Annotated in this window: 20 protein-coding genes; 11 read left to right on the top strand and 9 right to left on the bottom strand. The window is 57.5% G+C overall.

What is annotated here, in order from left to right; translation table 11 throughout:
* The first annotated feature begins 3 nt into the window (after nt 1–3).
* Both tag and LRS40_RS05960 read left to right on the top strand, forming a co-directional pair.
* Nucleotides 4–585: a DNA-3-methyladenine glycosylase I gene (gene tag / locus LRS40_RS05955; protein WP_231313313.1), complete on the top strand. Its 582-nt coding sequence runs from the start codon at nt 4–6 to the stop codon at nt 583–585.
* A complete protein-coding gene (locus LRS40_RS05960; protein ID WP_142487792.1) occupies nt 563–1,009 on the top strand; it encodes an N-acetyltransferase in 447 nt (148 codons plus the stop codon). The genes tag and LRS40_RS05960 overlap by 23 nt, the downstream gene beginning before the upstream one ends.
* Here the strand turns inward: LRS40_RS05960 and LRS40_RS05965 are convergent.
* Nucleotides 972–3,299 carry a molybdopterin guanine dinucleotide-containing S/N-oxide reductase gene (locus tag LRS40_RS05965; RefSeq protein ID WP_370649940.1) on the bottom strand — a complete coding sequence of 776 codons (2,328 nt, stop codon included), beginning with the start codon at nt 3,297–3,299 and terminating at the stop codon, nt 972–974. The genes LRS40_RS05960 and LRS40_RS05965 overlap by 38 nt on opposite strands.
* Nucleotides 3,300–3,467: 168 nt before the next feature.
* On the opposite strand from LRS40_RS05965, the gene LRS40_RS05970 reads away from it, so the two are divergent.
* From LRS40_RS05970 to ghrB, 6 genes are all read left to right on the top strand, one after another.
* Nucleotides 3,468–4,130, top strand: coding sequence for an OmpA family lipoprotein (locus tag LRS40_RS05970; protein ID WP_231313314.1), 663 nt, complete (start codon nt 3,468–3,470; stop codon nt 4,128–4,130).
* Between the two features lie 132 nt (nt 4,131–4,262).
* Nucleotides 4,263–5,279 (top strand): substrate-binding domain-containing protein, encoded by a 1,017-nt coding sequence (locus tag LRS40_RS05975; protein ID WP_142487789.1) that lies wholly within the window; start codon nt 4,263–4,265, stop codon nt 5,277–5,279.
* A 102-nt stretch (nt 5,280–5,381) separates the two neighbouring features.
* Nucleotides 5,382–6,131, top strand: coding sequence for a sugar phosphate isomerase/epimerase (locus tag LRS40_RS05980; protein ID WP_231313315.1), 750 nt, complete (start codon nt 5,382–5,384; stop codon nt 6,129–6,131).
* A 4-nt stretch (nt 6,132–6,135) separates the two neighbouring features.
* A complete protein-coding gene (locus LRS40_RS05985) occupies nt 6,136–7,074 on the top strand; it encodes a sugar kinase (protein WP_231313316.1) in 939 nt (312 codons plus the stop codon).
* A 76-nt stretch (nt 7,075–7,150) separates the two neighbouring features.
* Nucleotides 7,151–8,431, top strand: coding sequence for an MFS transporter (locus tag LRS40_RS05990; RefSeq protein WP_142487786.1), 1,281 nt, complete (start codon nt 7,151–7,153; stop codon nt 8,429–8,431).
* Between the two features lie 27 nt (nt 8,432–8,458).
* Entirely contained in the window at nt 8,459–9,433 is a 975-nt protein-coding gene (ghrB, locus tag LRS40_RS05995) for a glyoxylate/hydroxypyruvate reductase GhrB (protein ID WP_142487785.1), read from the top strand.
* Between the two features lie 55 nt (nt 9,434–9,488).
* Here the strand turns inward: ghrB and cspA are convergent, their stop codons facing one another.
* Nucleotides 9,489–9,701, bottom strand: a complete 213-nt coding sequence (gene cspA / locus LRS40_RS06000; protein ID WP_032615822.1) for an RNA chaperone/antiterminator CspA — start codon at nt 9,699–9,701, stop codon at nt 9,489–9,491.
* Nucleotides 9,702–9,970: 269 nt separating this feature from the next.
* Nucleotides 9,971–10,681: a DUF3053 domain-containing protein gene (locus LRS40_RS06005; protein ID WP_142487784.1), complete on the bottom strand. Its 711-nt coding sequence runs from the start codon at nt 10,679–10,681 to the stop codon at nt 9,971–9,973.
* A 331-nt stretch (nt 10,682–11,012) separates the two neighbouring features.
* Here LRS40_RS06005 and LRS40_RS06010 point away from each other — a divergent pair, with 331 nt between their 5' ends.
* Nucleotides 11,013–11,303, top strand: coding sequence for an HTH-type transcriptional regulator (locus LRS40_RS06010; RefSeq protein ID WP_142487783.1), 291 nt, complete (start codon nt 11,013–11,015; stop codon nt 11,301–11,303).
* Nucleotides 11,304–11,344: 41 nt separating this feature from the next.
* Here the strand turns inward: LRS40_RS06010 and LRS40_RS06015 are convergent, their stop codons facing one another.
* The 4 genes from LRS40_RS06015 to LRS40_RS06030 form a co-directional block, all read right to left on the bottom strand.
* Complete coding sequence (locus LRS40_RS06015) at nt 11,345–12,964, bottom strand: ATP-binding cassette domain-containing protein (RefSeq protein WP_142487782.1); 1,620 nt, start codon at nt 12,962–12,964, stop codon at nt 11,345–11,347.
* 256 nt (nt 12,965–13,220) lie between these two features.
* Nucleotides 13,221–15,290 (bottom strand): glycine--tRNA ligase subunit beta, encoded by a 2,070-nt coding sequence (glyS, locus tag LRS40_RS06020; protein ID WP_142487781.1) that lies wholly within the window; start codon nt 15,288–15,290, stop codon nt 13,221–13,223.
* Nucleotides 15,291–15,299: 9 nt separating this feature from the next.
* Complete coding sequence (glyQ, locus tag LRS40_RS06025) at nt 15,300–16,211, bottom strand: glycine--tRNA ligase subunit alpha (protein ID WP_003860141.1); 912 nt, start codon at nt 16,209–16,211, stop codon at nt 15,300–15,302.
* A gap of 159 nt (nt 16,212–16,370) precedes the next feature.
* Complete coding sequence (locus tag LRS40_RS06030) at nt 16,371–16,667, bottom strand: YsaB family lipoprotein (protein ID WP_370462902.1); 297 nt, start codon at nt 16,665–16,667, stop codon at nt 16,371–16,373.
* Nucleotides 16,668–16,856: 189 nt separating this feature from the next.
* Here LRS40_RS06030 and LRS40_RS06035 point away from each other — a divergent pair, with 189 nt between their 5' ends.
* Nucleotides 16,857–17,852 (top strand): acyltransferase, encoded by a 996-nt coding sequence (locus LRS40_RS06035; RefSeq protein WP_231313317.1) that lies wholly within the window; start codon nt 16,857–16,859, stop codon nt 17,850–17,852.
* A gap of 79 nt (nt 17,853–17,931) precedes the next feature.
* Here LRS40_RS06035 and xylB read toward each other — a convergent pair whose 3' ends face one another.
* Nucleotides 17,932–19,386, bottom strand: coding sequence for a xylulokinase (gene xylB / locus LRS40_RS06040; protein ID WP_231313318.1), 1,455 nt, complete (start codon nt 19,384–19,386; stop codon nt 17,932–17,934).
* A 58-nt stretch (nt 19,387–19,444) separates the two neighbouring features.
* Entirely contained in the window at nt 19,445–20,767 is a 1,323-nt protein-coding gene (xylA, locus tag LRS40_RS06045) for a xylose isomerase (protein ID WP_142487777.1), read from the bottom strand.
* A gap of 370 nt (nt 20,768–21,137) precedes the next feature.
* On the opposite strand from xylA, the gene xylF reads away from it, so the two are divergent.
* On the top strand, nt 21,138–22,130 hold the full coding sequence (gene xylF, locus LRS40_RS06050) for a D-xylose ABC transporter substrate-binding protein (RefSeq protein WP_142487776.1): 993 nt from the start codon (nt 21,138–21,140) through the stop codon (nt 22,128–22,130).

Here is a 22,130-nt window from a genome sequence, read left to right on the forward strand (position 1 = left end):
CCGATGCAACGTTGTGGCTGGGTTAGCCAGGATCCGCTCTACATCGCCTATCACGATAAGGAGTGGGGCGTGCCGGAAACTGACGGAAAGAATTTGTTTGAGATGATCTGCCTTGAGGGCCAGCAGGCCGGATTATCCTGGATCACCGTGCTTAAGAAACGGGAAAACTATCGCCAGGCCTTCCACCGGTTCGATCCGGTTCTTGTCGCCGGGATGACCACTGCGGACGTCGACAGGTTAGTGCTGGATGCAGGCATTATCCGCCATCGCGGCAAAATCGAGGCCATTATCGGCAACGCCCGGGCTTACCTGGCGATGGAAGAGAACGGCGAGCGGTTCTGTGATTTCGTCTGGTCCTTCGTCGATAACACCCCGCAGGTGACCCAGGTGGCAACGCTGGCAGAGATCCCCACCTCTACGCCCGCCTCTGATGCCCTGTCGAAAGCGCTGAAAAAGCGCGGCTTTAAGTTCGTCGGCACCACCATCTGTTACTCCTTTATGCAGGCCTGCGGGCTGGTTAACGATCACGTCACCGCCTGCCACTGTCATCCTGGAGGTCAACATGATCCGCAAATGGCTCAGTGACGATGTCGAACCTCTGCTGACCCTCTGGCTGGAGAGCACCACCGTCGCCCACCCGTTTATTGATGCGCAGTACTGGCAGGAGAGCGAGGCGGTCGTGCGGGAAGTCTATCTGCCGTCGGCAGAGACCTGGGTGTGGGAAGAGGAAGGCCAGCTTCGGGGCTTCATCAGCGTGATGGAGTCAGCCTTTGTCGGCGCGCTCTTTGTCGATCCGGCGTATGCCGGAAAGGGGATCGGGCATGCGCTGATCCACCATGTGCAGCAGCGCTACCCGTCGTTAAGCCTGGAGGTTTACCAGAAGAACAGCCGGGCGGTGAATTTCTACCATGCTCAGGGCTTTCGGATTGAAGACAGCGCCTGGCAGGAAGATACTCAACACCCGACCTGGCTTATGAGCTGGCAGGCGGATCAAACGCCGTCAGCGTAAGCGTCGGCCCCTGATATTTTTCCAGCCACGCCAGCGCGGTATTTCCCGCACAGCCGTTCCCCAGCTTCGAGCTGGGGAGATCTTTGGTCAGCACGTTGACCGCCCCGTTCTTACAAATTCCGCCATTTTCAGCATCCAGGTCCGGCCACGCCCCCTGATGAATGCAGATCACGCCCGGCTTGATGCCATCGCTGACCACCGCCCCGGCCAGCACCTGACCGCGATGGTTCCAGACGCGCACCACGTCGCCATCGGCAATGCCGCGCGCTTTGGCATCATCCGGGTGTAGCGTCACCGGCTCGCGCCCGGCCACTGCATACTGCTCGCGCAGTGAGGAGTAGTTCAGCTGGCTGTGCAGACGGTGCGCCGGGTGAGCAGACAGGATCTGCAGCTGCTCCGGCTCGGCGTTGCCATGCCACTCGTCCGGCTCCAGCCACATCGGGTGCGGCGGACAGTCGGCATACTGGTAGCTGGCGATACGCTCGGAGTGGATCACAATTTTGCCGCTCTCGGTTTTCAGCGGATGGCTCACAGGATCGCGACGGAAATCAGCGAAGCGCACGAACTTCGCGTTCTCGTCAGACTCCGGCATTTCAACGATGGCATTGGCTTCCCAGAATTCGGCAAAGGGTGCCAGCGTCACCCCCTGTGCCGCGCCGCGCTGCCCGGCGATCTGATAAAAGGTCTCAAGCCACTCCAGATCGGTTTTGCCCTCGGTAAAGCGCTCGCCGCCGCCCTGCTCCCAGCGCTCGCTCAGCTCGGCAAATACCTCAAGATCGTCACGCGCTTCATCGCGCGGCGGCACGACCCGCTTCATCGGCACCATATGCTGGTTGCTGTAGTCGCCGGTCATGGTCATGTCGTTACGTTCAAACGAGGTGGTGGCTGGCAGCACGATATCGGCATGCTTCGCCGCCGCGGTCCAGAAGCACTCGGAGATCACCACCAGCTCCGGCTTTTGCCAGGCGCGGATCAGACGATTAGTGTCCTGGTGATGGGTAAAGTTGGCGCCGCCCGCCCACCAGACGAAGCGAATGTCCGGGAAGTGGCGATCCAGCCCGTTGTGCTGATAGAAGCCGCCCGGGTTTTCCAGCGCCTCCACGATGCGAGCGACCGGGAATTTATCCACCGCGTCCGTCCCGCCCTTGACCGAGCCCTGCATGGAGGCCAGCACCGCCGCGCGCCGCGTCGGGTTTCCGCCGTTGGCAAAGTGGTACGAAAGACCAAAGCCGCCGCCCGGGGTGCCGATCTGACCGAGCATCGCCGCGAGGGTGACCAGCATCCAGTGTTTCTGCTCGCCAAACTGCTGGCGCTGCATCCCCCAGCCGGACATCAGCATGGTGGTATTGCTGTGGAACAACGCTGCCAGTTCACGAATTTTCGCTGCCGGAACGCCGCAGATGTCGGCAGCCCAATCGGCGGTTTTGGCGACACCATCCGTTTCCCCGGTCAGGTAGTCGGCAAATTTTTCATAACCGCTGGTACAGCGCGCGAGGAATTCCTCGTCCTGCCAGCCGTTCTCCACCAGCGTATGGGCGATACCGAGCATCATCGCCACATCAGTGCCCATATGCGGGGCGATCCACTCGGCGCTCTCGCCAAAGAAATCCATGGTTTCGGAGCGCATCGGATCGATACAGATCAGGCGCTTGCCGCTTTTACGCAGCGCGTCGAAGTACGGGATCCCCTGCTCATCGCTGGCGTTCCAGGCAATTTTCAGGGTGTTAAGCGGGTTGGCACTCCACAGCACCACCACGTCGCTGTGCTCCAGCACCAGCGGCCAGCTGGTCTGCTGCTGGTACACCTCGTTGCCGCCCACCACATAAGGCATGATGGCCTGTGCCGCACCGGTGGAATAATCCCCCAGATGACCGGTGTAGCCGCCCGCCAGGCTCATATAGCGCTGAAGCAGGGTCGCGGCCTTGTGCAGCACGCCGTTCGAGCGCCAGCCATACGACCCGGCAAAAATGGACGACGGACCATAGTTCTCACGAATACGTTTGTGCTGCGCGTCGATAAGATCCAGCGCCTGATCCCAGCTGACGCGCACAAACTCATCCTGCCCACGCACGCCCTGTGGATTATCCGGCGACGCCAAAAAGCCCTTACGGACCATCGGCCAGCGCACGCGGGCTTTGCTGTGCACCTGGTCGCGCACTGCGGTTTGCAGGGAGTTAGGGTGCTGCGTCGGCAACGCGCCACGGGATGAGATCACCGTATCGCCGTCGGTTTCGACCAGCATGGGCCCCCAGTGGGCTGCCGTCAGAATGGTTTTTGTAGAAGTGGTCACAGCGTGTGCTCCTGGATTGCCGGTTGCAGGTTTTCTCAGCCTTCATTGAGACTGTTTATGATTTGACACAAATTTAAGAGTTATCCCCGGAATTTTCTCCGTAACTGCACGTCATAATCAACCGCCACGCCCGTCGTGGCAAAGAATAAAAAAGCTTAAGGAAAGAAGATGAAAAAAAGCGCACTTATGATTGCCGCCGTAGTCAGCGGCGCACTGGTTGTTTCAGGCTGCACCACCAACCCATACACCGGCGAACGCGAAGCGGGTAAATCAGGCATTGGCGCAGGCATCGGCTCCCTGGTAGGCGCAGGTGTAGGTGTCCTCTCCTCCTCGAAAAAAGATCGCGGTAAAGGCGCCCTGATTGGTGCCGCAGCAGGCGCAGCGCTGGGCGGCGGTGCCGGTTATTACATGGACGTGCAGGAAGCGAAGCTGCGCGACAAAATGCAGGGTACCGGCGTGAGCGTCACCCGTAGCGGCGACAACATCATTCTGAATATGCCGAATAACGTCACCTTCGACAGCAACAGCGCAACGCTGAAACCGGCGGGTGCCAACACCCTGACCGGCGTGGCGATGGTGTTGAAAGAGTACGCAAAAACCGCGGTGAACGTGCTGGGTTATACCGACAGCACCGGCAGCCAGGATCTGAACATGCGTCTCTCCCAGCAGCGTGCGGACGCGGTAGCCAGCGCGCTGATCACCCAGAACGTCGCGGCGACCCGCATCCGCACCAGCGGCATGGGCCCGGCGAACCCAATCGCCAGCAACAGCACGGCGGAAGGCAAAGCGCAGAACCGCCGCGTTGAGATCACCTTAAGCCCGGTGCAGTAAGTTTATTGCCGGGTGGCGGCTTCGCCTTACCCGGCCTGGAAAATCTCGCTCTGACTCCGTAGGCCCGGTAAGCGTAGCGCCACCGGGCATTTTCGCGCTAAGGTGTACGCACCAATAGCAAGGAAATCAGCGATGAGTAAATCAACACGGCCCACCATCAGCGACGTGGCGAAAGCCGCGAAAACCGGTAAAACCAGCATCTCCCGTTATCTCAACGGCGAAAAACACCTGCTTTCCGACGCGCTACTGGCCCGTATTGAACACGCTATTGCCGAACTCGACTACCGCCCGAGCCTGATGGCCCGGGGTCTGAAGCATGGCCGCACCCGTCTTATTGGGCTTATCATCGCCGATATCACTAATCCCTACTCCGTTAATGTCCTTAGCGGCATCGAAGCCGCCTGCCGGGAAAAAGGATTCACCCCGCTGGTGTGTAATACCAACAACGAAGTCGATCAGGAGCTGCACTACCTCGATCTGCTGCGCAGCTATCAGGTGGAGGGCATCGTGGTCAACGCAGTGGGGATGCGCGAGGAGGGGCTGAACCGCCTGCAACAGTCCGCCCTGCCGATGGTGCTGATTGATCGCAAAATCCCCGATTTCGCCTGCGATGTGGTGGGACTGGATAACACTCAGGCCGCCACTACCGCCACCGAGCACCTGATTGAACAGGGCTTTGAAGCGATCCTGTTCCTGAGCGAGCCGCTGGGAATGGTGAATACCCGCCGCGAGCGCCTGAGCGCCTTTCGCACCACCCTGGCCCGCTATGCCGGCGTGGTTGCTGAAAACGTCGAAATCCCCCTTCACGAGTCTGAGCAACTGGACAACGCCCTGCGCCAGTTTCACACCCGCCATCGCGGGATGCGCAAGGCGGTCATCTCCGCTAACGGCGCGTTAACGCTACAGATCGCCCGTTCGCTGAAGCGCATTGGCCTGCACTGGGGCAGCGACATCGGTCTGCTGGGCTTTGACGAGCTGGAGTGGGCCGAGCTGGCAGGCGTGGGCATTACCACCCTCAAACAGCCCACCTGGCAGATTGGCTTTGCCGCCGTCGAGCAGGTAGTCCGCCGGATCAACGGTGCCGATGAGGCCGTGCGCGAGCAGGTCTTCTCCGGCGAACTGATCGTGCGCGGTTCCACGGCGCGTTAAGTCCCCTTCGTGATGGCGATCATAAATCCAGCATCCTGAACTTTTCTTTGGAACCGGTTCCATCTAGCGTAAAGAGTATCAGCTACGTGATGGAGTCCGCCAATGGGCAGAAAAATTATTGTTGTCACCGCCGCGTATGGCGCTGACAAGGTACGTGAAGCAGGTGGCCAGCGCGCCATGCTGCACGTGATCGCCGGCGCGGGTGCCGACGGGGTCGAGATCCGCCGGGAGTTATTCAGCGACGCCGAACTGGCGTCCCTCCCTACGCTTGCCGGATCTATTGAACTGCTCGGTCTGCTGGCCTGCTACTCCGCTCCCGATGCCCTCTTTACCCCGGACGGCACCCTCAATCCCATGCTGCCCCGCTACCTTGCCGAAGCCGCGACACTCAACGCCCTGTGGCTGAAAGTCTCTCTCGGCCACTTCAGCGATAAGCAGCAGCTCGATGCGCTGCGCGCCCTGCTCGATGAAACCGGCATGACGCTGGTGGTGGAAAACGACCAGACGCGCTGCGGCCAACTGGCCCCGATGCAGCGTTTCAAGGCGGCGTGCCGGGTGATGAATCTGCCGGTCACGCTGACCTTTGATATGGGCAACTGGCTGTGGGTAGGTGAATCTCCGGAGGAGGCCGCGAAGCATCTGGCGCCTGCGGTGAGCTATATCCACGTTAAAGCCGCCGTTCCCCATCAGCAACAGTATCGTGCCGTGCCGCCGGATAACGATGATGCCCGCTGGCAGGCGCTGCTGGATCAGCTCCCCTCCGACGCCCCGCGCGGAATCGAATTCCCGCTGGAAGGACCAGACCTGACGGCTGTCACCCGTCACTACGTCAATTTACTGCGCGAGGAGTAATCCCATGCCGCACGCTCTGGATGTCATCACCATTGGCGAAGCCATGGCCATGTTTGTCGCCACCAAGACCGGCGAACTCAGTGCCGTCGACCACTTTATCAAGCGCGTTGCCGGTGCCGAACTGAATGTTGCCACCGGGCTGGCGCGCCTTGGCCTGAAGGTGGGCTGGGTGAGCCGCGTGGGCAATGACAGCTTCGGTCAGTTTGTGCTCGACACCCTGAAAAAAGAGGGGATCGAAACCGCAGGCGTGACCCTGGACGACCGGTATCCGACGGGCTTCCAGCTCAAATCGAAAGTCACCGATGGAACCGATCCCATTGTGGAGTACTTCCGCAAAGGCTCGGCGGCCAGCCACCTGTCGGTAGAGGATTTCAATCCCATCTGGTTTACCGCGGCAAGGCATCTGCATCTGAGCGGCGTGGCGGCGGCGCTGTCTGCCAGCTCATACGCGTTGCTCGATCACGCTGCGGGCGCCATGAAGGCCGCGGGTAAGACCATTTCATTCGACCCGAACCTGCGCCCGGTGCTGTGGAAAAGCGAAGCGGAGATGGTGGAAAAGCTGAACCACCTCGCCTTCCAGGCCGACTGGGTATTACCCGGCGTGAAAGAGGGCCAGATCCTGACCGGGGAAAAGACGCCGGAAGCGATCGCGGATTTTTACCTGAACCGGGGCGTGAAGGCGGTGATCCTGAAGACCGGGGCCGACGGCGCCTGGTTTAAAACCGCCAACGGTGAGCAAGGAGCCGTAGCGGCGGTGAAGATCGAAAACGTCGTCGATACCGTCGGCGCGGGAGATGGCTTTGCCGTTGGCGTGGTCAGCGCCCTGCTGGAGGGGAAAACGCTCCATCAGGCTATCACTCGCGGCAATATCATCGGCTCGCTGGCGATCCAGGTTCAGGGCGACAGCGAAGGATTACCCACCCGGGAACAGCTAGGGGAATAACTCCCCGCAACATAATTAAGCCACCCTGTACCCTACAGACAGCGGCGGTTACTCCCTCAACCACAGAGGCAAGCCTATGAACAGTGCAACAAATGCAGTAAAACGCTGGTGGTACATCATGCCTGTCGTGTTCATCACGTACAGCCTGGCGTATCTCGACCGCGCGAACTTCAGCTTCGCGTCCGCCGCAGGCATCACCGAAGATCTGGGGATCACTAAAGGCGTCTCCTCGCTGCTGGGCGCCCTGTTCTTCCTCGGCTATTTCTTCTTCCAGATCCCCGGCGCGATTTACGCCGAACGCCGCAGCGTGCGCAAACTGATCTTCGTTTGCCTGATCCTCTGGGGGGCCTGTGCGTCACTCACCGGGGTAGTGAATAACATCCCGGCGCTGGCGGCCATTCGCTTTATTCTCGGCGTGGTGGAAGCGGCCGTTATGCCCGCGATGCTGATCTACATCAGCAACTGGTTTACCAAATCCGAACGCTCGCGCGCCAATACCTTCCTTATTCTCGGTAACCCGGTCACGGTGCTGTGGATGTCGGTAGTCTCCGGGTATCTGATCCAGTCCTTCGGCTGGCGCGAAATGTTCATTATTGAGGGCGTTCCGGCGGTGATCTGGGCCTTCTGCTGGTGGGTGCTGGTGAAAGACAAACCGGCACAGGCCAAATGGCTCTCTGAAGATGAAAAAGCGGCCCTGCAGGCGCAGCTGGATAAAGAGCAGCAGGGGCTGAAAGCGGTGCGCAACTACGGCGAAGCCTTCCGGTCACGCAACGTGGTGCTGCTGTGCATGCAGTACTTCACCTGGAGCATCGGGGTTTACGGTTTTGTTCTGTGGCTGCCTTCCATCATCCGTAGCGCGGGCGATAACCTCGGTATGGTCGAGGTAGGCTGGCTGTCATCCGTGCCGTATCTGGCCGCGACCATCGCCATGATCGTGGTCTCCTGGGCATCGGATAAACTGCAAAACCGTAAGCTGTTCGTCTGGCCGCTGCTGTTAATTGCTGCCTGCGCCTTTATCGGTTCCTGGGCGGTGGGCGCAAACCACTTCTGGGTTTCCTATACGCTGCTGGTGATCGCCGGTGCCGCAATGTACGCCCCTTATGGTCCGTTCTTTGCCATCATCCCGGAAATGCTGCCGCGTAACGTGGCGGGCGGCGCGATGGCGCTGATCAACAGCATGGGGGCGCTGGGCTCGTTCTTTGGTTCATGGTTCGTGGGTTATCTGAATGGCGCAACCGGCAGCCCGTCGGCCTCGTACATCTTTATGGGGGTGGCGCTTTTTGCCTCAGTGTGGCTTACTTTAATTGTTAAGCCTGCTAATAATCAGAACCTTCCCGTCGGCGCACGCCACGCCTGAACCCTTTTAAAATCAACGGAGATTAGCATGAAGCCGTCCGTCATTTTGTACAAAGCCCTGCCTGATGCGTTACAGCAGCGCCTTGAAGATCATTTCACCGTTACCCGGGTCAACAACCTGAGCCCGGAGACGGTGCAGCAACACGCTGACGCGTTCGCCGGTGCCGTCGGGCTGCTTGGCTCCAGCGAAAAAGTGGATGCCGCGCTGCTGGAGAAAATGCCGGCGCTTCGTGCAACCTCCACTATTTCCGTGGGCTATGACAACTTCGACGTCGATGCGCTGAATGCCCGTAACGTCCTGCTGATGCACACGCCAACCGTACTGACCGAAACCGTGGCCGATACGCTGATGGCGCTGGTGCTCAGCAGCGCGCGTCGGGTGGTGGAAGTGGCCGAACGCGTTAAGGCCGGGGAATGGACCAAAAGCATCGGCCCGGACTGGTTCGGCACCGACGTGCACGGCAAAACGCTGGGTATCGTCGGGATGGGCCGCATCGGCCTGGCGCTGGCGCAGCGCGCCCACTTCGGTTTCAACATGCCGATCCTCTACAACGCACGTCGCCAGCATAAAGAGGCCGAGGAGCGTTTCAACGCCCGCCACTGCGATCTGGACACGCTGTTACAGGAAGCAGACTTTGTCTGCCTGATCCTGCCCCTGACCGATGAGACGCATCATCTGATGGGCAAAGCGCAGTTTGAGAAGATGAAGAAGTCCGCCATCTTTATTAATGCGGGTCGTGGGCCGGTGGTGGATGAGCAGGCGCTGATTGCAGCGCTGAAAAACGGTGAGATCCACGCCGCAGGGCTGGACGTGTTCGAGCAGGAGCCGCTGCCGGCCAGCTCAGAGCTGCTGAAGATGCCTAACGTGGTGGCGCTGCCACATATTGGCTCTGCGACGCACGAGACGCGCTACAACATGGCAGCCTGTGCGGTGGACAACCTGATCGACGCCCTGCAGGGCAAGGTCGATAAAAACTGCGTGAATCCGCAGGCCAAACCCTAAACGAAAAAAACCCGCCAGAGGCGGGTTTTTAAATTCTTTTAGCTGAGTTGGAAGCTTACAGGCTTACAACGTTACCAGCTGCTGGGCCTTTAGCGCCGCTTTCGATGGTGAAGGAAACTTTCTGACCTTCGTCCAGAGATTTGTAGCCATCGTTCTGGATAGCAGAGAAGTGTACGAACACGTCTTTAGAGCCATCGTCAGGAGTGATGAAGCCGAAACCTTTATCAGCGTTGAACCATTTTACCAGACCAGTCATTTTACCAGACATAGATATTACCTTTTTAAAAATTTGTTTTGCCTTCCGGCGCGATGATGGAATGTGTTACAGATTTTTAAGCGATGAAGGAAGGGTCACTACGAAGGGTATCTAAGGATAACGCATCTGGACTGCTTAACTAAACTGCTTTAGGTCTGTGTAACAAACCGACGAGGACTATTAAACATAGTTACGGGATCAAAGACAAGCTTTATTTTCTGGCAGAATAAAAAACCCGCTTTTCAGCGGGGTTTTTATTCTGGAAATGTGCGCGTCTGACGTTATTCCGTTGCGGCCATCGCCGCGCCCCAGGCCTGGCTAAACGCCTGGTGCTGTGCTGCAAGCGGCCCAATCAGCGTATTGTACTGGCTGGCCTGCTGCGAGGTCGGGAACTGGATGCCGTTCGAGACAAAGCTTACCTGGGTACCCTGCTGCGAAATATAATCCGCCACCTGTACCAGCTGCTGAGTGAAGATCTGCGCGGCCGGAATGAGTGGCTGCAGCGCATCGGCAGGTTTGGTCACCACCTTTTCATACACTTTGTCGAACACAGGTTTCAGGTCTTCGCCCTGTTTCAGCGCAGAGCGCGCGCCATCGGCCTGCATTTTGGCGTTCTGCAGCTGCTGGCCCAGCACACCCAGTGCGCCGTTTGACTGGCTCAGCGGCTCACGCTGGGTCACATAGTCCTGCGGGACGCGAATCGCATTCACGCTGTCCACCACCGGACGCAGACCGGCGTCCATCGCCTGATTCACCTGCTGTGAATAGCCGTACAAAATGGCATAGTCGGAAACGAAGGGACCAAACTGTTTTTTCTGATCCGCAGTCAGCGTTGGCAAACGCTCGCCACTGCGCATCGCAGTATTTTGCAGGAAATCGATAAACGCTTTGCGCTGATCGCCTTCCTTATCGAAACACCCACTCAGGCTAACCACCATTAATAACGCCGCAAGCGGCGCAAACCAGCGAGAGCAGGGCTTTCCTGTCGCCATTGTTATTACTCCTTTCACCCAAAAAAGCGCACACCGGCACAGGCGTGCCCGACGCTGACAAGAATAGTCCAGGTCAGGCCTGCAAGATACCCTTTTCATGTAAAACGGCTATTGCCATATAAATTCTTACGATTTACAAAAATATACCTGATGCTATTGCGCTACTGAATAATCAAGTCATTAGCACTGGTGCTCACACCGAAAACAAGCGAGCGAAACGTATCTCTCAAAATTAATCACGTACGTTACGATCTCCTGTCAGTTTTAGCGACTATTCTTAAATTGCTCTCTATGTTCACGATCCCGCAGTGTGATTTAAGAGGAGTCCTCAATGGAATTAAAAGATCCTATGTTCGATCTGCTAAGCAGTCTGGAACAGATTGTTTTTAAAGATGTACCGCAGACGGTGACCCGTTCGCAAAAGTCTAACCCCTTTACGGAATTTGAGCGCTTACGCAAAGGGACAGGGATGAAAACAGATGATTTCGCCCGAGCAATGGGTGTCAGCGTAGCAATGGTTCAGGAGTGGGAATCGAAAAGAGTGAAGCCCTCTATGACCGAGCTGAAGCTGATGAGTCTGATTCAGGCTAACCCGGCACTCCGCAAGCAGTTGACTGAATGAAGTTGTTTTTGCCCCCGCATTTGCGGGGGTTTATGTTTTTGTCACCGCCGTTCAGCACGCCACTCCCCATCCAGCCATACCAGTTCATCCGTCAGGTTCAGCCCGTTCAGAAAATGATCGTCATGCGACACCACCAGCAGTGCGCCTGCAAAGCCTGCCAGCGCCGCCTCGATAGCCTGCGTTGAGGCCAGGTCCAGGTGGTTGGTCGGTTCATCAAGCAGCAACAGCTGCGTCGCCTCTTCCCGCCACAGGACGCAGGCAAGCGCTGCTTTTAACCGCTCGCCGCCGCTCAGCTCTGCCAGCGGCAGCGTAACTTTCCCGGCACCCAGCTGGAGTTGCGCCAACCGGCTGCGCAGCACGCCCTCCTCAAGCGGCGTGTTGTGCAGATTGAGATGGCTGATAACCGACTGCGTCAGATCCAGCTGCGATAAATGCTGGTCGAGGTACGCCGTGTTGACCGACACGCGGCAGGTCCCGGCGACGGGCGCGCACTCCCCGAGGATCGCTTTCAGCAGGGTAGATTTCCCGCAGCCGTTCGGCCCGCGCAGGGCCACCCGCCTCGGCCCGTCCATGCGCCAGGTGAGCGGCAGCATTGTGACATACGGCAGCACCAGATCGTCCAGCACCAGCACCTGTTTGCCCTCCGCAATCTGGCTGCCCGGCAGGGTAAACATCACGGGGTTTTCCTCTTCGACCCGCTCCCGCGCCTGATTGACCGCCGCATTCAACGCATCCTGTTGATCGTGATGCTGTTTGCGCCATGCGCCTGGACGCTCCTTTGCCGCCCCTTTATATTTCACGCGCTCAAACGAGGCGATATTAAGGGTATCCACCGTGCGCAGGGTTTTAGCCGAGCGGCGCAGGCTGTCGTCATGCTCTTTCTGCTGACGTGTGCGGGTGCGTTTGCGCTCGTGAGTTGCATGATCCAGCGCCGCTCGGGCAGCCTGCTGTTCCGCATCCCGCTGACGCTGATAATCGGCATAATTCCCGCCATAGCTGTGCAAACCGGAAGCGCTGAGTTCCAGTATGCGCGGCACCTGCGCCAGCAGCTCACGATCGTGGGATGCGACCAGCACGCCGCCGGTATGGCGGGCAAGCTGAGCGTAAAACCACTCCCGCCCCTGTCGGTCGAGGTGGTTGGTCGGTTCATCCAGCAGCAGATAATCCGTATTCGCCGTAAACGCGCCGCAAAGCAGAGCGCGAATCCGCTCACCGCCGCTCAGTTCGGAAGCCGGTTTGTCGGGTGTAAACGTCGGAAGCTGCGCGTCCCTGAATGCCTCGCTCAGCCGTTCGGCGATATCCCAGAAACCCTCCAGGCGCTCCAGATCGTCAGGCTGGTAATCACCGCTATCGATCCGCGCCCGGGCCGCAAAGATATCCTCATAGCCAAGTAGCCCGGCCAGCGTGGTTTGCGGAGAAATATCGTGCTGTTGCGCAACATAGCTGTGCGTGCCGAAACGTTCGATATGACCGCTGGCAGGCTCGTCCAGACCGGCCAGCAGGCGCAGGAGCCGGGTCTTACCGCTGCCGTTGCGGCCAACCAGCGCGCAGAGCGACGACTCCAGCGAGAAATTCAGCGGACCAAAAAGGGTATCGCCCGTCGCAAACTGACAGGTGACCTGATGCAAAATAAAAGAAGGGGATTGCGCAAAATGAGCCATAAGCACTCCTGAATGAAATCAAAACATCTCCTGCCGACGCGGTGGCGTTTAGCAAGGATCGAAATTCATCAGTCGTGGTTGTTCATTTTTGGGGGGCGCTCCAGGGGGAGAAAGTTAACGTGGATAAGGATAACGGTAATTTGTTGACCGTTTCAAGGTTAAATTTTCAACGGCACGGCATAAAAAAACCCGCCGAAGCGGGTTTCTAGCACTCCCGGTGCCCGTGCAAGCGTAGCGCCGCCGGGAAAAGGGCGCATTACTGCAGCAGGGAAATATCCGCCACGCGCAGGAACAGCTCGCGCAGTTTTTCGAGCATCGAGAGACGGTTGATACGCAGATCTTTATCTTCTACGTTCACCATCACTTTCTCGAAGAAGGCGTCGATCACGTCGCGCAGTTCGGCCAGCTCCACCAGCGCTTCCTGGTAGCGACCTTCCGCGAAGACCGGCTCCAGCTTGTCGCGCAGTACCACAACCTGCATCGCCAGGGCGATCTCTTCCGGCTCTTTCAGCGTCGCGGCGTTGACACGCTCGTTCAGCTTTTCATCGGACTTCGCCAGAATATTGGATACACGCTTGTTGGCCGCCGCCAGAGCAGACGCCGCTTCCAGGGTACGGAAGTGGGAAACCGCCTTCATACGGGCATCGAAATCAGCCGGACGGGTCGGACGACGCGCCAGCACCGCCTGGATGGTGTCGACGGTGTAACCTTCGTCCTGATACCAGGCGCGGAAACGGCCCAGCATAAAGTCGATAACATCATCTACCACGTTGGCGTTGGTCAGCTTGTCGCCGTACAGACGCACCGCTTCTTCAGTCAGGGTTTGCAGATCGAGGTTGAGGTTCTTCTCAACGATGATGCGCAGCACGCCCAGCGCAGCACGACGCAGCGCAAACGGGTCTTTATCGCCTTTCGGATGCTGACCGATACCGAAGATACCCGCCAGGGTGTCCATCTTGTCGGCAATCGCGACGGCACAGGCCACCGGGTTGGACGGCAGATCGTCACCGGCAAAGCGCGGCTGATACTGCTCGTTCAGCGCGACAGCTACGTCTTCCGCTTCGCCATCGTGACGCGCATAGTGCATGCCCATCACGCCCTGGGTGTCGGTAAATTCGAACACCATGTTGGTCATCAGGTCGCACTTGGAGAGCAGGCCTGCGCGGGTGGCGTGGTTGACGTCCGCGCCGATTTCACGGGCGATCCAGCCGGACAGCTCCGCGATACGGTCGGTCTTGTCGCGCAGCGTACCCAGCTGCTGCTGGAACAGCACGGTCTGCAGGCGCGGGAGGTGATCTTCCAGACGCTTTTTACGGTCGGTATTAAAGAAGAACTCGGCATCCGCCAGACGCGGACGCACCACTTTCTCGTTACCGGAGATAATCTGAATCGGATCTTTTGATTCAATGTTGGCCACGAAGATGAAGTTCGGCAGCAATTTGCCGTCATTGGCATAGACCGGGAAGTACTTCTGGTCGCCCTTCATGGTGTGAACCAGCGCTTCTGCCGGTACCGCCAGGAATTTCTCTTCAAACTTCGCGGTCAGGACCACCGGCCATTCCACCAGCGAGGTCACTTCTTCCAGCAGGCTTTCGCTCAGATCGGCGTTACCGCCAATCTGACGTGCCGCTTCTTCCGCGTCCGCTTTAATACGGGCTTTACGCTGTTCATAGTCAGCGATGACCTTACCGCGCTCCAGCAGGATTGAAGGATACTGGTCGGCATTGTCGATGGTGAACTCCGGCTCGCCCATAAAGCGGTGGCCGCGGATCACGCGATCGGACGCCACGCCCAGAATGGTGGCAGGGATCACGGTGTCGCCCAGCAGCAGGGTCACGGTGTGAACCGGACGCACGAAGTGGACGTCGCTTGCGCCCCAGCGCATCAGTTTTGGGATCGGCAGCTTAGCCAGCGAGGTGGCGATCATGTTCGGCAGCAGCGCTTCTGCGCTCTCGCCCTTCACATGGGCGCGATACAGCAGCCATTCGCCTTTGTCGGTAGTCAGACGCTCGGCCTGGTCAACGGTGATCCCGCAACCACGCGCCCAGCCTTCTGCCGCTTTGCTCGGCTTGCCTTCAGCGTCGAACGCCTGAGCAATGGCCGGGCCGCGCTTTTCAACTTCGCGATCGGGTTGGGAAGCAGCCAGGTTTGCCACTTTCAGCGCCAGGCGGCGCGGGGCAGCAAACCATTCGATTTTACCGTGTGCGAGGCCAGCGTTATCCAGCTCGGCAGTCACGTTCGCAGCAAAGGACTCCGCCAGGCTGCGCAGGGCTTTTGGTGGCAGCTCTTCGGTGCCGATTTCCACCAGGAAAGTTTTCTCAGACATGGCCGCCTCTTATTTGTTTCGGTTGCACATCGGGAAGCCAAGGGCTTCACGGGACGCATAGTAAGCTTCTGCAACGGCTTTGGTCAGGGTACGAATACGCAGAATGTAGCGCTGACGTTCAGTCACGGAGATCGCTTTACGGGCGTCCAGCAGGTTGAAGCTGTGGGCGGCCTTCAGAATACGCTCGTAGGCGGGCAGCGGCAGCGGAGTCTCCAGCGCCAGCAGCTGCTGGGCTTCTTTCTCGTACTGCTCGAAGCAGGTGAACAGGAAGTCCACGTCCGCGTATTCGAAGTTATAGGTGGATTGCTCCACTTCGTTCTGATGGAACACGTCGCCGTAGGTGGTTTTACCCAGCGGGCCGTCGCTCCAGACCAGGTCGTAAACGCTGTCTACGCCCTGAATGTACATGGCCAGACGTTCCAGACCGTAGGTGATTTCACCGGTGATCGGTTTACATTCCAGACCGCCAACCTGCTGGAAGTAGGTGAACTGCGTCACTTCCATACCGTTCAGCCACACTTCCCAGCCCAGACCCCAGGCACCCAGCGTTGGGTTTTCCCAGTTATCTTCCACGAAACGGATGTCGTGGATGGTTGGATCCATACCCAGCTCTTTCAGCGACCCAAGGTACAGCTCCTGAATATTGTCCGGTGATGGCTTAATGACCACCTGGAACTGATAGTAGTGCTGTAAGCGGTTCGGGTTTTCACCGTAGCGACCATCGGTCGGACGACGGGATGGCTGCACATAAGCGGTCGCCATTGGCTCTGGCCCCAGCGCGCGCAGGCTGGTCATCGGGTGTGAGGTGCCGGCGCCGACTTCCATGTCCAGTGGTTGAACAATGGTGCAGCCCTGACGAGCCCAGTAATCCTGTAAGGTCAGGATCAGGCCCTGGAAGGTCTTAGTATCGAACTTTTGCATAGTATTTCGTGCTGGATACGTGTGGTTTTAAATGGAAGGGATCAGTATACCCGTCGGATGCAAGATATACAGTACGAAACGGCGTTGTTTAGGGAAAATTGGGAAATAAGCATAGCTGACAACGCCCTCGGGACACAGCCAGCTCATGACGCGACGGCCTTAACGCATCGAAAGATGTAAAAAATGGCCTTCTGGGTCAAAAGAACAGATGAAACTCTCATTGCGGGCAGTGAAACCCTGCATTTCATAGCTACCCTGGAACTGTTCGAATGCGGTGACGTCGATTTTTTGCGCACCGGTATTGTAGCGCTGAGCCGCCCGATCCTTACACAGCTGTTCCATGTCCAGCGAACGCACCGGACTGACTTTCTTCGTTTGCGCTTTTTGCGCGGGGGACGTCTCCTGAGCCGCGCAGCCGGCCAGTAACGCGGGGATCAGGATCCACATTGCACGCATCATCATTTTTATTACCGCCCTGTGCTGTGGCTATTATTTTTAAACTCTAAACTTTATAGATTATGGCCCGGCATTCTGCGAATCTCACCGCCCGGGCACAAGCAGGGCGATGCAAACTCAGAATTTTCCAGTGAGCGTCTTTAGCAATACCACAGTCAGACTCTTTTTAATGCGAAAACAGAGGGATGGATGCAGGAAAAAATTAACTGGATTGATAATCTGCGGGGAATTGCCTGTTTAATGGTGGTGATGATCCATACCACGACCTGGTATATCACCAATGCCGCAAGCGTCAGCCTCGTTAACTGGGATATCGCCAATATTCTCAACTCCGCTTCACGCGTGAGCGTGCCGCTGTTTTTCATGATCTCCGGCTATCTCTTTTTTGGCGAGCGCAGCGCGCAACCGCGCCACTTTTTACGCATCGGGCTGTGTCTGCTGTTTTACAGCACCGTGGCGTTCCTTTATATCGTGCTGTTTACCTCGATTAACAGCGAGCTGTCGGTGAAATACCTGCTGCAAAAGCCGGTGTTCTATCATCTGTGGTTTTTCTTCGCCATTATCGTCATTTACCTGCTCTCCCCGCTGCTGCAGGTGAAGAGCGCGAACGGCAAAATGCTGCTGGCGCTGATGATCGTGATCGGCATCGTGGCCAACCCCAACACCGTCTCGCAAAAAATAGGCGGATTTGAATGGCTGCCGATCAACCTGTATATCAACGGCGACACCTTCTATTACGTGCTGTACGGTATGCTGGGCCGCGCTCTGGGTATGATGGATACCCGTAAACGCTGGCTGAATGGGATTTGCGCCGCGCTGTTTATTGCTGCGGTTGCGATCATCTCCCGCGGTACGCTGCATGAGCTGCAGTGGCGCGGCACCTTCGCCGACACCTGGTATCTCTACTGCGGCCCGATGGTCTTTATCTGCGCGATGTCATTATTTACCCTGGTGAAAAACACGCTCAATGCACGCCCCCTGCCGCTACTGGGGTTAATTTCACGTAACTCACTGGGGATTTATGGTTTTCACGCGCTGGTGATCCACGCCCTGCGCACGCGTGGCGTGGAGTTAAAAAGCTGGCCGTTGCTGGATATCGTCTGGATATTCTCGGCCACGCTGGTGGTCAGTTTGCTGCTGTCTATGCTGTTGCAGCGGATTGATACGCGCAGGTTTGTGAGTTAAGCACGGCTTGCTTGCCCGGCGGCGCTTCGCTTGCACGGGCCTACAAGGCTGTGCAAACGAAACGCCACCCGGCAACGTTTCACGACATCAATGGCAGAAGCTGCTGATAGATCTTGCGGAACACATCGCGTTGCCCGGCATAGCGGGCATGACGCGCGGTATCAGGGATGTGCTGCTGTTCCAGCGCCAGCTGTGGCAGCAGTGCCGACAGCGGTTTATCCGGATTCATCGCGATCTGCGCCAGACGCGCAGCACCCAGCGCAGGCCCGACATCCCCGCCGGTACGGTAATCCAGCTGCTGACCGCTGATATCCGCCAGCATCTGACGCCAGTACGGGCTACGCGCCCCGCCGCCGATCAGCGTAATGCTGGTCGGTTTGAGTCCGCACTCATGTACTACATCCATACCGTCGGCCAGGGCATAGCCCACCCCTTCCAGTACGGCGCGCGCCAGTTCGGCCGGACCGTGCTGATGGGTTAAGCCAAAGAACACCCCTTTCGCCTGCGGGTTGTTATGCGGCGTGCGCTCGCCGGAAAGATAGGGCAGGAACCAGAGGGTACCCGCGTTTTCATCGGCCTGCTGCGCAGCATCGAGCAGGGCCGGAACGCTGCCTAAGCTGGTCAGTTTTGCCGCCCAGTCCAGGCACGACGCCGCGCTGAGCATCACCGACATCAGATGCCATTTGCCGGGTAACGCATGGCAGAAGCTGTGCACCGCGCTGTCAGGGTTACTGCGATAACCGTCGCTGACGGCAAAGTAGACGCCGGATGTGCCCAACGACAGCATCGCCTGTCCGGCATCGGCCATCCCCACACCAACCGCGCCCGCGGCGTTATCACCGCCCCCCGCCACGACCGGAACGGCCGGCATATCCCACCGTTGCGCGACCGACGGCAGCAGCGTGCCGGTCTGCTCACAGCCTTCGAACAGAGCAGGCATATGGTCGCGGGTGAGATGGCAGGCGTCGAGCATCGTCTCGCTCCAGTCGCGTTTAGCGACGTCGAGCCACATAGTGCCTGCCGCATCGGACATATCGCTGGCGTACTCGCCGGTCATCCGCAGACGCAGATAATCTTTTGGCAGCAGCACCTTCGCCACCTGGCTAAAAATCTCGGGCTCGTGGCGCTGGACCCACAGCAATTTGGGTGCGGTAAAGCCCGGCATCATCAGGTTGCCGGTGATCTCCCGGGATGTCGGCACGCGTTCTTCCAGCAGGGCACACTCTTCACCGCAGCGGCCGTCATTCCATAAAATGGCCGGACGTAAAACACGGTTGTCCTTGTCCAGCAGCGTAGCGCCATGCATCTGCCCGGCAATGCCCAGGGCTTTGACTTCCCTCAGCGAGTGCTGCTCGCCAAGCGCCTTCAGGGCGCGATCCGTTGCCAGCCACCAGGCTTCAGGATCCTGTTCAGACCAGAGCGGATGTGGCCGTGAAACCTGCAATTTTTCTGTTTGCGCTGCCAGCACGTCGCCCTGTTCATTTAACAGAATGGCTTTCACACCCGATGTGCCAAGATCGATCCCGATATACATGCCCTGGGCTCCTTAAAATTGTAGGCCGGGCAAGCGTAGCGCCGCCCGGCGATACCCGTTACTTGTCGAACAGGTAATGATTCACCAGATTTTCCAGCAGCTCCTGATGACCACTCTGGTGCTGCGGCGCCAGGTTATGCTGTTCAGCGTACTTCGCCAGTTCCGTCAGCGATAACTGGCCTTTCAAAATTTGCTGACCCAGTTCACTGTTCCAGCCGCCATAGCGTTTCGCCACGCGCTTATCCAGCTCGCCGTCTTCAATCATGCGGGCGGCCACTTTCAGCGACAGCGCCATGGTGTCCATCGCCCCAATATGACCATAGAACAGATCGTATTTATCGGTACTCTGACGGCGCACTTTGGCGTCAAAGTTCAGGCCGCCGGTGGTAAACCCACCCGCTTTAATGATTTCGTACATCACCAGCGCGTTTTCTTCCACGCTGACCGGGAACTGATCGGTATCCCAGCCCAGCTGCGGATCGCCGCGGTTAGCATCCACGGAGCCGAAAATGCCCAGCGCGATAGCGGAGGCGATCTCGTGGTGGAACGAGTGGCCGGCCAGGGTCGCGTGGTTGGCTTCGATGTTCACTTTGATCTCTTTTTCCAGACCGAACTGCTTGAGGAAGCCGTACACCGTTGCCACGTCGTAATCGTACTGGTGCTTGGTCGGCTCCTGCGGTTTCGGCTCAATCAGCAGCGTGCCCTGGAAACCGATTTTGTGTTTATGTTCCACCACCATTTGCATGAAGCGGCCAATCTGCTCGCGCTCCTGGCGTAAATCGGTATTGAGCAGCGTTTCGTAGCCTTCGCGCCCGCCCCACAGGACATAGTTTTCGCCGCCCAGTTGATGGGTCGCGTTCATCGCCGTCACGACCTGGGTGGCCGCCCAGCTGAACACTTCAGGATCCGGGTTGGTGGCAGCACCTGCGCCATAGCGCGGATGGGTAAAGCAGTTGGCGGTGCCCCACAGCAGCTTCACGCCGCTCTGCTGCTGTTTTTCAGCCAGCACGTCGACCATCTGCGCAAAGTTATTCAGATACTCTTTCAGCGAGGCGCCTTCCGGGGAGACGTCCACGTCGTGGAAGCAGTAGTAAGGCACGTTCAGCTTGTGGAAGAACTCAAAGGCAACGTCCGCTTTGCGCTTCGCCAGCTCAAGCGCATCGCCCGGCTGCTGCCAGGGACGATCGAACGAGCCCACGCCAAACATATCGGCCCCGCTCCAGCAGAAGGTATGCCAGTAGCAGGCGGCGAAACGCAAATGATCTTCCATGCGCTTACCCAACACCAGCTCGTCCGGGTTGTAATGACGAAACGCTAAAGGATTAGAGGATTTCGGGCCTTCATAACGAACGCGATCGAGTTGATCGAAATAAGCTTGCATAATGAGCTCCATAATCAGGGGTGCGGCGAAGAGTAGATACTGGAGTAATAGTGAATAGTGATCGCAGCTTGCTCAATTACGTTATTTCACACTGCTATTGAGAGAATGCACAAACGTGCGCTGGCTCGCAAAATCAATTTGCAGCCAAAGGAATTTCACAGCGTAAATTCCAGAATCATGTGTAATTAAGAAGTTATGTAATTTAAAATAAGATCGCGGTCATAAATTCGAAAATAAACCAAATATCATAACGAGAAGATAAAAATCTGTAATTGCCAGTCTGCCGTTCCCCGTTAAGAATTTGCTACGTCTCTTGCAATGATTGTTTCTTTTATCTCAGTTACCTAACCCTACAAAAGGCAATATAATTATGAAGATAAAGAACTTGTGCCTCACTCTTTGTGCATCGCTGCTGCTGGCGAGTACGGCGAGTCATGCAAAAGAAGTCAAAATCGGCATGGCGATCGATGACCTCCGCCTGGAGCGCTGGCAAAAAGATCGCGATATTTTTGTCAATAAGGCAGAAGCATTAGGAGCAAAAGTTTTTGTCCAGTCTGCCAATGGCAATGAAGAAACCCAAATGTCGCAAATCGAAAATATGATTAACCGCGGCGTCGATGTGCTGGTTATTATTCCCTATAACGGTCAGGTTTTAAGTAACGTGGTAAAAGAAGCCAAACGCGAGGGCATTAAAGTATTGGCCTATGACCGCATGATTAATAACGCCGACATCGATTATTATATTTCCTTCGACAATGAAAAAGTCGGTGAATTACAGGCGCAAAGCCTGGTAGCGAAAGTGCCACAGGGGAACTATTTCCTGATGGGCGGCTCGCCAGTAGACAACAACGCCAAATTATTCCGCGCCGGGCAGATGAAAGTGCTGAAGCCGTACATTGACGAAGGCAAAATCAAAGTGGTTGGCGACCAGTGGGCAGATGGCTGGCTGCCAGAAAACGCACTGAAAATTATGGAAAACGCCTTAACTGCCAACAATAACAAAATTGACGCCGTGGTCGCGTCTAACGATGCCACCGCTGGCGGCGCAATTCAGGCGCTAAGCGCTCAGGGGCTGGCCGGAAAAGTGGCGATCTCCGGGCAGGATGCAGACCTGGCCGGGGTGAAACGCATTGTGGCCGGCACCCAGACCATGACGGTGTATAAACCGATCACCGAGCTGGCCACCACCGCCGCAGAAATTGCCGTTGAGCTGGGCAATGACCAGCAGCCTAAAGCCGACACCAGCTTAAACAATGGCCTGAAAGATGTGCCGTCCCGACTGTTAACCCCTATCGAAGTCAATAAAGAGAACATTGACGCCACCGTTGTGAAAGACGGTTTCCATAAAAAAAGCGAACTGTAG

Source organism: Leclercia sp. G3L, from assembly GCF_021117075.1.
Lineage (GTDB): Bacteria > Pseudomonadota > Gammaproteobacteria > Enterobacterales > Enterobacteriaceae > Enterobacter > Enterobacter adecarboxylatus_C.

Bases quoted from the DNA above. Each gene is read 5' to 3' on its own strand.
- tag (WP_231313313.1), top strand. From the start codon at position 4: ATGCAACGTTGTGGCTGGGTTAGCCAGGATCCGCTCTACATCGCCTAT.
- LRS40_RS06010 (WP_142487783.1), top strand. From the start codon at position 11,013: ATGGAATTAAAAGATCCTATGTTCGATCTGCTAAGCAGTCTGGAACAG.
- LRS40_RS05980 (WP_231313315.1), top strand. From the start codon at position 5,382: ATGGGCAGAAAAATTATTGTTGTCACCGCCGCGTATGGCGCTGACAAG.
- LRS40_RS06030 (WP_370462902.1), bottom strand. From the start codon at position 16,667: ATGCGTGCAATGTGGATCCTGATCCCCGCGTTACTGGCCGGCTGCGCG.
- LRS40_RS06035 (WP_231313317.1), top strand. From the start codon at position 16,857: ATGCAGGAAAAAATTAACTGGATTGATAATCTGCGGGGAATTGCCTGT.
- LRS40_RS05975 (WP_142487789.1), top strand. From the start codon at position 4,263: ATGAGTAAATCAACACGGCCCACCATCAGCGACGTGGCGAAAGCCGCG.
- xylF (WP_142487776.1), top strand. From the start codon at position 21,138: ATGAAGATAAAGAACTTGTGCCTCACTCTTTGTGCATCGCTGCTGCTG.
- glyS (WP_142487781.1), bottom strand. From the start codon at position 15,290: ATGTCTGAGAAAACTTTCCTGGTGGAAATCGGCACCGAAGAGCTGCCA.
- LRS40_RS05960 (WP_142487792.1), top strand. From the start codon at position 563: ATGATCCGCAAATGGCTCAGTGACGATGTCGAACCTCTGCTGACCCTC.
- LRS40_RS05970 (WP_231313314.1), top strand. From the start codon at position 3,468: ATGAAAAAAAGCGCACTTATGATTGCCGCCGTAGTCAGCGGCGCACTG.
- ghrB (WP_142487785.1), top strand. From the start codon at position 8,459: ATGAAGCCGTCCGTCATTTTGTACAAAGCCCTGCCTGATGCGTTACAG.
- LRS40_RS06005 (WP_142487784.1), bottom strand. From the start codon at position 10,681: ATGGCGACAGGAAAGCCCTGCTCTCGCTGGTTTGCGCCGCTTGCGGCG.
- LRS40_RS06015 (WP_142487782.1), bottom strand. From the start codon at position 12,964: ATGGCTCATTTTGCGCAATCCCCTTCTTTTATTTTGCATCAGGTCACC.
- LRS40_RS05990 (WP_142487786.1), top strand. From the start codon at position 7,151: ATGAACAGTGCAACAAATGCAGTAAAACGCTGGTGGTACATCATGCCT.
- glyQ (WP_003860141.1), bottom strand. From the start codon at position 16,211: ATGCAAAAGTTCGATACTAAGACCTTCCAGGGCCTGATCCTGACCTTA.
- xylB (WP_231313318.1), bottom strand. From the start codon at position 19,386: ATGTATATCGGGATCGATCTTGGCACATCGGGTGTGAAAGCCATTCTG.
- cspA (WP_032615822.1), bottom strand. From the start codon at position 9,701: ATGTCTGGTAAAATGACTGGTCTGGTAAAATGGTTCAACGCTGATAAA.
- xylA (WP_142487777.1), bottom strand. From the start codon at position 20,767: ATGCAAGCTTATTTCGATCAACTCGATCGCGTTCGTTATGAAGGCCCG.
- LRS40_RS05985 (WP_231313316.1), top strand. From the start codon at position 6,136: ATGCCGCACGCTCTGGATGTCATCACCATTGGCGAAGCCATGGCCATG.